Source organism: Cellulomonas sp. McL0617, from assembly GCF_049994875.1.
GTDB lineage: Bacteria > Actinomycetota > Actinomycetes > Actinomycetales > Cellulomonadaceae > Cellulomonas.
This window is the reverse complement of record NZ_CP188256.1, coordinates 3122926-3136120: the sequence shown is the minus strand read 5'-3', so window position 1 is coordinate 3136120 and position 13195 is coordinate 3122926. Positions and strand designations below refer to the sequence as shown.

Sequence of the window (13195 nt, the reverse complement as noted above, 5' to 3'; positions counted from 1 at the left end):
ACGTCGGTGAGCCCCGCGGCTAGTGCGACTCGCGCGAGACCTTGTCGCCGCTCGATCCGACGAGGAAGTCCAGGTCGGCGCCCGTGTCGGCGCCTAGCACGTGGTCGACGTACAGACGCTCCCAGCCGCGCCTCGGCGTGGCGTAGCCGTCGAGGGTGGCCCGGTTGGGGCGGCGCTGGTTCAGCTCGCCTCGCGGGACGTCGAGCGTGAGGAGCCGCTGGGCGACGTCGAGGACGATCCAGTCGCCGTCCTGGACGAGGGCGAGCGTGCCCCCGGCGGCGGCCTCCGGCGTCACGTGCAGGACGACGGTGCCGTACGCGGTGCCGCTCATGCGGCCGTCGCAGATGCGCACGATGTCGCGCACGCCCTTCTCGAGCAGCTTCTTGGGCAGGGGCATGTTGGCGACCTCGGGCATCCCCGGGTACCCCTTCGGCCCGCAGCCGCGCAGCACCAGCACCGAGCTCTCGTCGACGTCCAGGTCGGGGTCGTCGATGCGGGCGTGCATGTGCTCGATCGAGTCGAAGACGACCGCGCGGCCGCGGTGCCTGAGCAGGTGGGGGGATGCGGCGGCCGGCTTGATGATGGCGCCGCCGGGTGCGAGGTTCCCGCGCAGCACGGCGATGCCGGCGTCCGGGATGAGGGGCTTCTCGCGCGCAGAGATGACCTCGTGGTCCCAGATCCGGGCGTCGTCGAGGTGATCGACCAGCGGTCGGCCGGTGACCGTGAGCGCCGTCGGGTCGAGCAGGTCCTTGACCTCCCGCAGCACGGCGAGCAGGCCGCCCGCGCGCTGGAAGTCGTCCATGAGGAAGCGGCCGGCGGGCTGGAGGTTCACCAGCAGCGGTACGCCCGAGCCGATCGCGTCGAAGTCGTCGAGCGTGACGTCGATGCCGAGCCGGCCCGCGATCGCGAGCAGGTGGACGACCGCGTTCGTCGAGCCGCCGATCGCCGCGAGCGCCACGATCGCGTTCTGGAACGAGCCCTTCGTGAGGAACCCGCTGGGTCGGCGGTCGCGTTCGACGAGGTCGACGATGAGCCGGCCGGTCTCGTGCGAGCTCTCGAGCAGGCGGCTGTCCACTGCCGGCGTGCCCGCGAGGCCGGGGATGACGGTGCCGAGCGCCTCGGCGACGAGCGCCATGGTGGACGCCGTGCCCATCGTGTTGCAGTGCCCCTTGCTCGCGATCATCGACGACTCGCTCGTCAGGAACTCCTCCTCGCTGAGGGTCCCAGCACGCACCTCTTCGCTGAGTCGCCAGACGTCGGTGCCGCAGCCGAGCGCCTGGCCGCGGAAGGTGCCCGTCTTCATCGGCCCGCCCGGGACCACGATCGCAGGCAGGTCGACCGAAGCGGCTGCCATGAGCAGCGAGGGGATCGTCTTGTCGCACCCCCCGAGCAGCACCACACCGTCGATCGGGTTGGCGCGCAGCATCTCCTCCGTCGCCATCGCGGCCATGTTGCGCCAGAGCATGGCCGTCGGTCGGACCTGCGTCTCGCCGAGGGACACCACGGGCAGGTTGAGCGGGATGCCGCCGGCCTCGTAGATGCCGGCCTTGACGCTCTCCATGACCTCGTTCAGGTGCGAGTTGCACGGCGTCAGGTCGGAGGCGGAGTTCGCGATCGCGATGTGCGGTCGACCGTCGAACGCGTCGTGCGGGAGCCCGCGCCGCATCCACGCGCGGTGGATGTACGCGTTGCGGTCGGTGCCGGCGTACCACTCGGCGCTGCGACGCTCGGCCATGGGTCCTCTTCCGTTTGTTGAAATCCATGTCTAACATCTGGAACACGATGACCGCTACTACCTCCGACCTCGGCACCGCGTCGACCGCCGACGACCGGCTCGTCGGGGCCGACCGGGTGCTCGCCGTGCTCGTCGAGCTCGCGAAGTACCCCGACGGCGTGACCCTGGACGAGATCGCCCGTGCGGTGAGCAGCCCGAAGCCGACGGTGCACCGGGCGCTCGCCTCGCTGGTCCGCGCCGGCCTCGCTGGCAAGGACGGGCGCGGTCGCTACCTGCTCGGTGACGAGTTCCTGCGGATGGCCTTCGCCAACCACGAGCTGCGGCCCGACCACCTGCGCGTCCAGCCGATCCTCGACACCCTGGCGGAGCGGTTCGGCGAGACCGCGCACTATGCCGTTCTCGACGGGTTCGACATCGTCTACCGAGCCAAGGTCGACCCGGCCGTCGGTGCGATGCGCCTCACCTCGACCGTGGGTGGACGCAACCCCGCCCACGCCACCGCCGTCGGAAAGCTCCTGCTCTCGCTGAAGCTTCCCGACCTCGCCTCCGTCCACGCGTGGGTCGGCGCACGCGAGCTCGTGCGGCCGACCGCGCGCACGGCGGGCACGGCCCTCGAGCTGCACGATCAGCTCGAGCTGGTGCGCGCGCGCGGCTACAGCGTCGACGACCAGGAGAACGAGCTGGGCGTCAACTGCCTCGCGCTGCCGATCTACCTCGCCTCGCCGACCGAGCCGAGCGGAGCGATCAGCATCAGCGCCCTGGCCCACCGCATGTCGCTCGACCGAATCCTGGTCGACCTGCCGGTCATCCGGGCGATCGTCGGCGGCGACCTCGACGCGGGGCAGCGATGACCGAGCACCTCGCGGCGCGGGCGTCCGCGCGCCGGCACGTGCTGGCCGAGGGGCCGGTCTGGGTGGCGGACAGGTCGCGCGTCCTGTGGATCGACGTCGAGCGGGGCTCGGTGTTCGTCGGGCACCTGGTCGACCGGTGGGTCGAGCCGGTCCACCAGCTCGACTTCGACGGCCGCATCGGGGCGGCGGTGCCGGGCGACGACGGCAGCATCCTCGTCGCGACGCACGACCGGCTGGTCGTCGTCGAGCCCGACGGACAGCGCACTGACGGCCCGACGATCACCGGCGCCGGGAGCGGCAGTCGGTCCAACGACGGCGCCTGTGACCCGCGTGGACGGTTCGTCGTGGGTACTCTGCCGCTCGACGAGGGCGCCGGGCGGCAGCAGGAGAGGTTGTACCGCTGGGAGCTCGACGGCTCGCTCACGGTGATCGACTCCGACCTGATGCTCTCCAACGGCATCGCGTGGTCGCCCGACGGCTCCGTGATGTACAGCACCGACACCATGCGCGGAGTGGTCTGGGCCCGCCAGTACGACGTCGAGACGGGCCGGCTCGGTCCGCGACGCGAGCACCTGCACCTCGTCGACGGACACCCCGACGGCATCTGCGTCGATGCCCGCGGCCACCTGTGGGTGGCGGTCTGGGGCGGTGGCGAGGTGCGGTCCTTCTCGCCGTCGGGGGAGCCCGGCGACACCGTGCGGGTCGACGCGCCGCACGTCTCCAGCGTGGCGTTCGTCGGGGAGCACCTCGAGACCCTGCTCCTCACCACCGCCTCCCGCGACCTCTCGCCCGCCGACCTCGACCGGTACCCGGGTGCGGGCTGTCTCTTCGTCGCCGACGTCGGGGTCGTCGGTGCGCCCACCACGCCCTGGGCGTCCGCGACCTTCCTCCACCGATCCGACTCGACAAGGAACTGACCCATGTACCTCATGCGCATCGGTGCCGTCGGCGACGAGAAGCCCGTCGCCCGGCTCGACGACCAGACCTACGTCGACCTCTCGGACGTCGTCGCCGACTTCGACGAGGGCTTCTTCGCGTCGGGCGACCTCGCCACTCTCCCGGCCGTCGTCGTCGAGCGGGTCGAGCGTGGTGCCGTCTCCCGCTTCGCCGGCGAGCGGGTCGGGGCGCCCTTCGCGCGGCCGCACCAGATCCTCTGCATCGGGCTCAACTACAGGGACCACGCGGCCGAGACGGGCCAGGAGGTCCCGGCCGAGCCCATCCTGTTCACCAAGTCGCCGAACACGCTCGTCGGACCCCACGACGACGTGCGCATCCCGCGCGGCTCGACCAAGCCCGACTGGGAGGTCGAGCTCGGCATCGTCATCGGCACGCGCACGAGCTACCTCGACTCGGTCGAGGACGCGCGTCACGTCATCGCCGGCTACACGGTGGTGAACGACGTCAGCGAGCGGGCGTTCCAGATGGAACGCAACGGGCAGTGGTCGAAGGGTAAGTCGGCCGAGACGTTCAACCCGGCCGGCCCGTGGCTCGTGACACCCGACGAGATCGACGACGTCCTCGACCTGGGCATGTGGCTCGACGTCAACGGCGACCGCAAGCAGACCGGCTCGACCTCGGCGATGATCTTCGACCCGTACGTCGTCGTGCACTACCTGAGCCAGTTCCTGGTCCTCGAGCCCGGCGACCTGATCAACACCGGCACCCCGCCCGGCGTCGGCATGGGCTTCAAGCCCCCGATCTGGCTCCAGCCCGGCGACGTGATGGAGCTCGGCATCGACGGCCTCGGCGCCCAGCGACAGACCGTCCTCGCCCCGCGATGAGGGCCTTCGTGCTCACCGCCCCCCGCGAGTTCGAGGTGCAGGACGTCGCCCCGCCGACCGCCGCGCCCGAGGGAGCGGTCATCGACGTCCAACGAGTCGGCGTCTGCGGAACCGACGTCGAGTTCTTCACCGGCGAGATGGCGTACCTGCACGAGGGCCACGCCCGGTTCCCGCTGCGGCTCGGCCACGAGTGGATGGGCACGGTCGCGTCGGTTGGCGACGGCGTCGACCCGTCGTGGGTCGGGCGTCGCGTCACGGGCGACACGATGCTCGGCTGCGGCGTGTGCCGACGGTGCCTGCAGGGCAACCAGCACGTCTGCGAGCTCCGTGACGAGGTCGGCATCCGCAACGGCTTCTCGGGCGCCCTCGCCGAGCAGCTCGCGATGCCCGTCTCGGCGCTGCACGCACTCCCGGACACGATCGACGACGCCCTCGGCGCGCTCGTGGAGCCCGGCGGCAACGCCATCCGCTCCGTCTGGGCGGCGAACCTCGCCCCCGGCGACCGGCTGCTCGTGCTCGGCGCCGGCACGATCGGCCTCCTGGTCGCCCTCGTCGCGCGGGCGCAGGGAGCCGAGGTGCACCTCATGGGGCGCTCGGCACGCTCTCTGGAGTTCGCCCGCGGCCTCGGCTTCGAGGGTGTGTGGACCGAGGCCGAGCTCCCCGAGCTCCCCTGGGACGCGGTGGTCGAGGCGTCGAACGCTCCGAGCCTCCCCGCGAAGGCGCTCGCGCTCGTGGAGCCGGCGAAGCGGGTCGTCTACATCGGCCTCGCGGGCAGCCCGAGCCTGCTCGACACGCGCACGATCGCTCTCAAGGACGTCACTGCCGTCGGGATCCTCAGTGCCTCGCCGGGGCTCGCCGGGACCATCGACCTCTACGCGAGCGGAACGGTCGACCCACGTCCGCTGGTCGCCGCCACGGTCGGGCTCGACCACGTCGGAGCGATCCTCGCCGGCGAGACGTTCGACGGGGCCGGCGACGGGCCCAAGATGCACGTCGACCCGAGGATCTGAGGAGCCCGCCGCGTCCGAGTTCGACAACGTCGGTCGCTGCGTCGGTGCGGCCGGCTCCCGCATCGCGTCGGGGTTCGGGTCACGCCAGTGCGTGCGCCTCGACCAGGCGCCCGTCGGCGAGGCGCAGCACGCGGTCGGCCAGCGACATCATCAGCGGGTCGTGGGTGGAGACGATCGCGGTCATCCCCTCGGCCTCGACGACCGCGCGCAGCAGCGCCATCACGGCCGTCCCGGTCTCGGCGTCCAGCTGGCCGGTCGGTTCGTCGGCGATCAGCAGCCGCGGCGAGTTGGCCAGGGCCCGCGCGATGGCGACGCGCTGCTGCTGGCCGCCCGACAGCTCGGCCGGCCGCTGCTGCGCGTGCGCGCCGAGGCCCACCAGGTCGAGCAGCAGCTCGACGCGGGCCTCGCGGTCCGCGACGGGCACGCGCCGCAGCCGCAGGGGGACGCCGACGTTCTCGGCGGCCGAGAGCACGGGCACCAGCCCGAACGTCTGGAAGACGAACGAGACGACGTCGCGACGCAGCTCGACAAGCCCGGCCTCGTCGAGCGAGGACACCTCGCGGTCGTCGACGAGCACGCGTCCCGCGTCGGGACGGTCCAGGCCGCCGACGCAGTTGAGCAGCGTGGTCTTGCCGGACCCCGAACGGCCGACGAGGGCCACCAGCTCGCCGGGCGCCACGGAGAACGAGACGTCGTCGACCGCCCGGACGGCGGTGGGTCCGCTGCCGTAAGTCCGGCTGACGCCCTCGACGAGGACGACGGGGGAGGCGGTCATGACTGCTCCTTCGGGGCGGTGCGACCCGGCCAGACCGACACGTGCGACTCCTCGAGCGTCAGCCGCACGCGGCCGACCAGGTCGAGCGCCTCTCGGTACTCGCGGGGGAGCTGCAGCCGTCCGGCCCGGTCGAGGACGGCGAACTCCTCGGCGACCACGTGCTCGCTGCCGTCCTCGTGCGTGTCGGTGCGGCGCACCACCTCGGACGACGTGCGGCCGTCCCGGATGGCGACGGTGCGCTGCACGTGCTCGGACACCCCGAGGTCGTGCGTGACGATGACGACCGTCGTGCCGAGCTCCCGGTTCGAGGTGCGCAGGCACTCCAGCACGTCGTCCGACGTCGCGCTGTCGAGCTCGCCCGTTGGCTCGTCGGCGAACAGGACCTGCGGGTCGTTGGCCAGCCCGACGGCGATCGCGACGCGCTGCTGCTCGCCCCCGGACATCTCGCCGGGGCGCCGGTCGGCGCAGTAGCCCACCCCGAGCATGTCGAGCAGCTCGGCGGAGCGACGCGTCCGGTCGCGACGCGGGCGCCCGGCGAGGGCCAGCGGCAGCATCACGTTCTCCACGGACGTCAGGTAGGGCACGAGGTTGCGCGCGGTCTGCTGCCACACGAACCCGACCATCGTGCGGCGGTACTCGATCCTCTGCCGGGACGTCATCGACATGAGGTCCCACGGCCCGACGCGCACGCGGCCCGCCGTCGGGACGTCGAGGCCGGACAGGACGGACAGGAGCGTCGACTTGCCGGAGCCGGACGCGCCGACCACCGCGACGAGGTCGCCGCGCTCGATGAGCAGGTCGAGGCCCTGCAGTGCCTGAACCTCGACGCCCTCCGACTGGTAGATGCGCACCAGCGAGTCGCAGACGATCAGCGCGTCCGCGCCGAAGTCCTTGCCGTGCGCGCGGGCCCGTTCCTCGAGGCTCTCGAGCGTGGTCGTCATCGTCGGTCCCTTCGTTCGTCGCTCATCGCTCGCCCACCCGCAGCACGTCGCCCAACCGGTCGCGACGATGCACCGCGCTCTCCACCAGCACCGCCACCACCAGCGCCCCGCCCACCGTCAGGACGGCGGTGAGCACCGGCCACCAGGCCACGGTCGGCGGCGGGGCGTGCGAACCGCCGGTCGCGACATCGAGCCCGAGGGTGCCGGCAAGCAGCCACGGCACACCGAGGCCGATGGCGATGCCGGCGAGCAGGGCCGCGCCCGCGAGCGGCGCCAGCTCCGCCAGCGTGATCGCCCGGCCGGTGCGCCCGTCGAGACCCAGCGTGCGCAACGCGGAGAGCGTCCTCCCGCGTTCGCGGGACGTGGCCACGACGAGCAGGACCAGTGCGAGTGCCGCGTAGGCGGCCAGCACCGCCGCGGCACCGCTCAGCAGCGCGACCAGCCCGTGGTTGAGGGGCGCCGCGGCCCAGGCGGCCAACCAGCCGTCGCGCGTCGTGACGCTCACGCCCGCGCGGTCGTCGAGGTGCAGGGCCTCGACCGCCCGACCGGCGCCCGGTCCGTCGACGAGGACCGTGGTCAGCTCGGCCGGTTCGTGCTGGGTGCCGTCGAAGGTCGCGCGGTCGACGACGACGCGCGGGCGCGGGACCGTACCCGACGTGTAGGACCCGACGCGCGTGCTGTCGTCGAGGGTCCCGGCGACGGCGAGGCTCACGTCGCCCGAGTCCCCGAGCACCCGCGGCGGCACCAGCCGGACCGTCTCGGCCAGCGCCGGGTCGACGAGCGCGGGAACGGTGGCCGAGCCCGTGACCAGCCGGGCGAACCCGCCGTCGCGCCCGTGCGCGTGGTCGATGGTGACTAGCGCGTCGGCATCCACGAGCACGAGGTCGACCGTCGCGCCGGCGCCCGACCCGAGGCTGCGCGAGCGCTGCACGGCGATCCCTGCGACCGCCGTGACGTCGGGGGAGGCCCGCAGGGCGTCGACCTCCTGCTGCGTGAGCTCGCCGTCCACCCGGAGGTCCGCACCCACCCGTTCGTCCGCCGCGGCGGCCTGTCCCGAGCGCACGATCGCGGTCGTCGTCCCGCAGAACACGACCATCCCGACGGCCATGGTGAGGGCGGTCAGCGGCACGACGGCGCCGGCGACGGACCCGGCGCGCGCGGTGGCGACGACCGGCACGAGCCCCCGACCGCGCTGCGCGACGCGCCCGGCGGCCCGCAGCAGCGGCGGGACCGCGTGCACGACGAGCACGGTGACGGCCGCGGCGGCCAGCAGGGGGGCCGCCGCGAGCAGGAGGTCGACGTCACCGCCTCCCGCCGGCAGCAGGCCGCGCCCGCGCGCGGACACGAACGCCCCGACGGCGAGCACCACGAGGGCCGCCTCGGCCACGAGCCGGCGGGTCGAGCGCCGTCGCCGCAGCCGGTCACGGTCGGCCCGGTTCGCGGGCTGTCGACGCCCCGACCACGCGGTCCGGGCCCGGTTCACGGCGATGACCGGGGGTGCCAGTGCCCCGACCAGCACCAGGCCGGCCGCGATCCCCCACGAGGAGGTGCGACCGGGCACCGCCGCCGTCGCGACGAGCGCGCCGACGAGTCCCGCCGCGAGCGCGACCGGCGCCGACTCGACGAGCGCCCGCGTCGTCACGGCGCCCAGCGACGCGCCCCGCGCGCGCTCGCCCAGCACCTGGGTCTCGCGCCGGCCGACCAGCAGACGTGCCGCCAGCACGAGGACAAGGGCGGCCACGCCCGCGAGCCCGACCACGACGACCGACTCCTGCGCGCGGGCCGCGGCGAGCCGGGTGCCGGCCCCGCCCAGCACGGAGCCGAGGTCGGTGTCGATCGTCGGGGAGCGGCCGTCGGTCTGGCGCAGCACGGCGGGATCGGCCTGCACGCGGGTGAGGTCGGCACCCACCTGCGGGGCCGTCGCGGCGTCGAACGCGTCGGCGTGCGTCGCGTACCGGTAGGTGGTGACCAGCGACCGTGCCAGGACCACGAGCTGGAGGTCCGGCAGCGAGTCGTCGGTGACGAGCAGGGCCGCGCGTCCCTGCTGCGCGGAACCGGCGAGCGGGTCCTGCGCCGAGAGCAGGTCGCCGAACCCCGTCCACGCCGCGTCGTCTGCGTCGGTCGCGCGGTACAGCCCCGTGACGACGATGTCGACGGGGCCTCGCGTGGGCAGCGAACCGTGCACCGTGTCGCCGACGTGCACGCCCAGGGACGCCGCCGTGTCGGCCTGCAGGCCGACCTGGAGCTGTCGACGGGGGAGCGCCGGGTCGGTCGGGTCGTTCGCGGGCAGCTCGGCGAGCGCCGGCGCGGCACCGTCGACCCAGCGCACGAGCGGGCCGGCGGCCGTTCCGACGTACACGAGCCTCGTCGAGATCGGGGTGTCCCCGGCGACCGCCACCCGCACGCTCGTCGCCACCGAGACCGAACCGGGACCCGCGATCGACCGCAACGCGGAGGGCATCGCGTTCCGGACGTCGGCGGCCGAGGCCCGCAGCTCGGCGGCGATGTTCGGGTCGCGGTCCGCGGTCCGCGTCGTCGATCCGGGCGGTGCGCCGATCCGGGCGACGAGGTCCGCGGACGTGCCGGCGTCCCGGACCGCGACCCGCACGGCGTCGTCGGCCGCGTGCGCCACGAGGCGCGGGACTACCAGCGACAGGGCCACGCTGATCGCAAGGACGACCGCCCCGAACGCGAGCAGGCCGGAATCCGCGCGGGCGCGCCGACGGCCGACGCGCACCGCCTCGGCCGTCGCGGCCCGTGCCCCGACGCGCAGGGTGGTGAGCGCCGTCATCGGTCGTCCCCCAGCCGCAGCAGCTCGCCGGACGCGTGCTTGAGCAGCCCGTTGGTGACGACGGCGACGACGACGGCCGTGAGTGCCAGGAGCGTGCCGACCAGCACGACCTGGCCGGGCCAGCCGGCCAGCACGACCACCCCGGGCACCGGCGTGCCGCCGGTCGGTGAGACCGTGACCAGCGGCGCGACCGCCCGAGCGAGGAACGTGCCGACCGCGACGCCCGCCACCAGGCCGAGCGCCGCGACCGCGACGTGCTCGAGCAGCAGCGAGCGCACGAGTGCGCCCCGCGCGGCGCCGAGCGCCTGCAGCCGCGCGAGCTCGAGCTGCCGGGTGCGCACCGAGACCGTCGCGCTCATCGCGATGCCGGCCACCGCGAGCAGCAGCGCCGCGGCGACGACCACCCACAGAGCGGCCTGGACGCCGATCCGCAGCGGCCCGTCGGTGGCGTCCGTGCGAGCGTCCACCCGCGTGCGCGCCAGCCCGTCGCCGGCTCGCTCGATCGTCCGGGCGACATCGCCCGCCTGTGCGTCCGGCACGGCCAGCCACCACTCGTCCGCCGTCGGCGGCGCGAACGCGCCAGTCATCGCCTGGCGCCCGAGCAGGTCGGAGTCCACCAGGACGCCGCTGCCCCTCGGCTGCCCCGGCAGGTAGGGCACGGTGCCGACGATCGCGAGGTCGACGTCGGCCCCGGCGACGCTCAGGTGCAGGGTTCTGCCCACCTTCGTGCCGAGCGAGCCGAGCAGGTCGGGTGTGACCAGGGCGCCGACCCGCGCGCGGCCGGCGCCCGGGTCGGCGAACGTCGTCGCGGCGACCGCGACGGGTGTGCCGTACGAGACGCCGGAGCGGATCGTGGTCTCCAGCCGGACGGCGTCGTCGGCGGCGCGGGTCGACCCGTCGGCCGTGCCCCAGTGCCCGCCGGTGAACGGGACCGGCGTGACATCCTCGAGCTCGTCGGCGGACGGCAGCGGTGCTCCGGGCGCGACCGCCGGGCCGGTGGCGGTGCGCAGGTGCGCCAGCTGGACGTCCATGGTCACGTCGGCGGACGGCGGCGTGCCGGTCGCGGCCGGCGTCCCCCGGACGAGCACGGCCACCAGGCTGGTGCCCGGGGTCGACGCCGGCACCGCCAGGACGATGTCGGGGCGGTCGCCGTCGAGCATCGTCGTCGGCAGGGCGACCGTCGTCCGCTCGCCGGTCGGGTCCTGGAGCACCATCCAGGCCTGCAGGCTCCCGGGCACGGGTGCGGTCAGGTCGGACACCAGGTCGACGACGAGGTAGCGCGGGGTCCCGGGCAGCGGGACGCCGTCGACGGTCGTGGTCGGTCGCAGGTTCCGCGTGCGCTCGGCCCACCCGCCCGGCAGCCGGCCGCGCAGCAGCTCGCCCGCATGCGTGGTGTCGACGGCCAGCAGGGTGGCGGAGAGCGTGGTCGAGCCGTCGCGGCCGCGCGCGGACGTGCTGGGCGTCCCGACCGTCGCGTCGCGCAACGTCACGGGTGCCACAAGCTCGACGCCGGGCACGCCGACGATCCCTGCGGCGGGGATGGTGTCGTCGGTCGGCGTCACCCGGACATCCGTGCCGATCGCGAGGTCGGCCTGGTCCTGCTGGGAGGTGCGCCAGGTGGACAGGAACGACAGCGAGAAGGTGCCGACGCCGATCGCCAGCGTGAGGAGCACGACGGCCGCCGAGGCCCGCCCGGGGCGGCGCCCCAGCTCCCAGGCGGCGAGCGGCGAGGTCAACGAGCGGCTGCGCGCCGCGATGCGCTCGCCCGCGCGGGTCACCAGCGGCAGGAGGCGCAGCGTCAGGACGGACACGGCGAGCAGCACCAGCGCCGGGGCGACGACCAGGACCGGGTCGATCGAGCCACCGGGCCCGACCGGCGAGCGGTACGTGCGCAGCTGCCGGAACGCGACCACGGCCAGCAGCAGGAGCGCGACGTCGGCCCCCGACCGGGCGAGCGCGCCGTACCGGTCCGCCCGACCCTCGGCCGTGCCCTGGGGACGCAGCGCGGGGACGAGCAGCACACCGGCGAGCACCAGCGCGCACAGGGCGCAGACCACCCAGAGCGCAGCGGGTCGGCCCGGGTCGACGTGCAGGCCGCTGTCGCGCATCGGTCCCGCGGTGGTGAGCGCTCGGTACAGGACGTCGGCGAGCCAGGGCGCCAGCGCGGCGGTGAGCAGCGCGACGCAGAGCGCCTCCAACCCCGCCAGGCGCAGGAGCTGGCGGCCCGAGCCCCCGCGCGACGAGAGCAGCCGCTGCTCGGGGGCCCGTCGTTCGGCGAGCAGCCGCGCCGCGTTCAGCAGCACGGTCACCGCGAGCACGACGAGCAGCAGCGCGACCACGACGACGGTCACCTGCGTGACGCGCAGGCCCGAGACCGCCGTGTCGATCGTCGCGGTCAGCCGGGTGTCCACCCGCGTGTCCGCGTCGTCGGCCTCGGTCAGCGACGTGAGCCGCTGGTCGGCGTGGTCGAGCCGGGACCGCAGCGCCGACAGCTGGTCCGCGCTCGCGCCACCCAGCTCGGGGTGGGCCACGAGGTGGGCGGTGCCCAGCCGCACGGTGCCGTCGGTGAGCACGCCCGGGCCCGCGGTGACGAACGGACCCCACGCGCGCGTGCTCAGCATCCCGGCCGACCCCAGCACCGGGTAGGCCGCGTTCTCCTCGGCACCACCCAGCGGGTCCCGCACCCACGCGGTCGCCGGTCCCGTCAGCCGGAACGTCCCGGTCACGACGAACGTCGCATCGTCGCGCCGGCCCGCCACGACCGTGTCCACGACGGTGCCGACCGACCAGCCGTACGCGTCCGCCGTCACCTGCGGCACGGCCACGAGCACCCGACCGGCGTCGTCGACGTCCTGCGTGGGGAACGCGCCGCTGAGCAGCGTGCTGCTGCGCTCGACCTGCGGCTGGGACGCCAGGTACACGTACGGCTGGACGCGGTCCGCCGTCCCGCGCACGGAGTACATGGCCGAGCTCACCCACGTCTCGCGCGACGCGGGGACGTCGCCGAGGAGCTCGTCGACGAACGGCCCGGCCCGGGTCAGGACCGCCGGGCCTCCCTCGCCCGGGCTGACGACGACGTCGATCTCCCGGTCCTGCGCCCGTGTCCGGTCGAGCGCGACCGCCACCATCCGCTCCTGGCTGGTCGTGAGCAGGAGCGCGAACGTGCCGAGCAGGGTGGTGGCCAGGAGCGCGACCGCCGTGACGACGGCGAGCAGCGACGTCTGGGCGCGGGCGCGGTGCAGCACGAGCCGCGCGTTCCAGCCCACGCGCCCTCCCCGGTCGTCGTCGACGGTGCGCGTCGAGACGGCCGC

Annotated in this window: 9 protein-coding genes; 4 read left to right on the top strand and 5 right to left on the bottom strand. The window is 74.4% G+C overall.

What is annotated here, in order from left to right:
- Positions 1–19: 19 nt before the first annotated feature.
- Entirely contained in the window at positions 20–1735 is a 1716-nt protein-coding gene (locus tag ACPPVS_RS14080; RefSeq protein WP_426592881.1) for an IlvD/Edd family dehydratase, read from the bottom strand.
- A 47-nt stretch (positions 1736–1782) separates the two neighbouring features.
- Between ACPPVS_RS14080 and ACPPVS_RS14075 the strand changes: the two genes are divergently transcribed.
- From ACPPVS_RS14075 to ACPPVS_RS14060, 4 genes are read left to right on the top strand one after another with little or no spacing between them, the layout of a single operon-like run.
- Entirely contained in the window at positions 1783–2586 is an 804-nt protein-coding gene (locus ACPPVS_RS14075) for an IclR family transcriptional regulator (RefSeq protein WP_426592880.1), read from the top strand.
- Complete coding sequence (locus ACPPVS_RS14070) at positions 2583–3503, top strand: SMP-30/gluconolactonase/LRE family protein (RefSeq protein ID WP_426592879.1); 921 nt, start codon at positions 2583–2585, stop codon at positions 3501–3503. The genes ACPPVS_RS14075 and ACPPVS_RS14070 overlap by 4 nt, the downstream gene beginning before the upstream one ends.
- A gap of 3 nt (positions 3504–3506) precedes the next feature.
- Positions 3507–4367 carry a fumarylacetoacetate hydrolase family protein gene (locus tag ACPPVS_RS14065; RefSeq protein ID WP_426592878.1) on the top strand — a complete coding sequence of 287 codons (861 nt, stop codon included), beginning with the start codon at positions 3507–3509 and terminating at the stop codon, positions 4365–4367.
- A complete protein-coding gene (locus ACPPVS_RS14060) occupies positions 4364–5377 on the top strand; it encodes a zinc-dependent alcohol dehydrogenase (RefSeq protein ID WP_426592877.1) in 1014 nt (337 codons plus the stop codon). The genes ACPPVS_RS14065 and ACPPVS_RS14060 overlap by 4 nt, the downstream gene beginning before the upstream one ends.
- A gap of 79 nt (positions 5378–5456) precedes the next feature.
- Here ACPPVS_RS14060 and ACPPVS_RS14055 read toward each other — a convergent pair whose 3' ends face one another.
- The 4 genes from ACPPVS_RS14055 to ACPPVS_RS14040 are packed head-to-tail and all read right to left on the bottom strand — an operon-like array spanning position 5457 to position 13150.
- Entirely contained in the window at positions 5457–6152 is a 696-nt protein-coding gene (locus tag ACPPVS_RS14055) for an ABC transporter ATP-binding protein (RefSeq protein WP_426592876.1), read from the bottom strand.
- Entirely contained in the window at positions 6149–7093 is a 945-nt protein-coding gene (locus tag ACPPVS_RS14050) for an ABC transporter ATP-binding protein (RefSeq protein WP_426592875.1), read from the bottom strand. The genes ACPPVS_RS14055 and ACPPVS_RS14050 overlap by 4 nt, the downstream gene beginning before the upstream one ends.
- Positions 7094–7115: 22 nt before the next feature.
- A complete protein-coding gene (locus ACPPVS_RS14045) occupies positions 7116–9884 on the bottom strand; it encodes an FtsX-like permease family protein (RefSeq protein ID WP_426592874.1) in 2769 nt (922 codons plus the stop codon).
- Complete coding sequence (locus tag ACPPVS_RS14040) at positions 9881–13150, bottom strand: FtsX-like permease family protein (RefSeq protein ID WP_426592873.1); 3270 nt, start codon at positions 13148–13150, stop codon at positions 9881–9883. Before ACPPVS_RS14040 ends, ACPPVS_RS14045 begins: the two co-directional genes overlap by 4 nt.
- Between the last annotated feature and the right edge of the window lie 45 nt (positions 13151–13195).

Bases quoted from the DNA above. Each gene is read 5' to 3' on its own strand.
- ACPPVS_RS14080 (WP_426592881.1), bottom strand. From the start codon at position 1,735: ATGGCCGAGCGTCGCAGCGCCGAGTGGTACGCCGGCACCGACCGCAAC.
- ACPPVS_RS14075 (WP_426592880.1), top strand. From the start codon at position 1,783: ATGACCGCTACTACCTCCGACCTCGGCACCGCGTCGACCGCCGACGAC.
- ACPPVS_RS14070 (WP_426592879.1), top strand. From the start codon at position 2,583: ATGACCGAGCACCTCGCGGCGCGGGCGTCCGCGCGCCGGCACGTGCTG.
- ACPPVS_RS14065 (WP_426592878.1), top strand. From the start codon at position 3,507: ATGTACCTCATGCGCATCGGTGCCGTCGGCGACGAGAAGCCCGTCGCC.
- ACPPVS_RS14060 (WP_426592877.1), top strand. From the start codon at position 4,364: ATGAGGGCCTTCGTGCTCACCGCCCCCCGCGAGTTCGAGGTGCAGGAC.
- ACPPVS_RS14055 (WP_426592876.1), bottom strand. From the start codon at position 6,152: ATGACCGCCTCCCCCGTCGTCCTCGTCGAGGGCGTCAGCCGGACTTAC.
- ACPPVS_RS14050 (WP_426592875.1), bottom strand. From the start codon at position 7,093: ATGACGACCACGCTCGAGAGCCTCGAGGAACGGGCCCGCGCGCACGGC.
- ACPPVS_RS14045 (WP_426592874.1), bottom strand. From the start codon at position 9,884: ATGACGGCGCTCACCACCCTGCGCGTCGGGGCACGGGCCGCGACGGCC.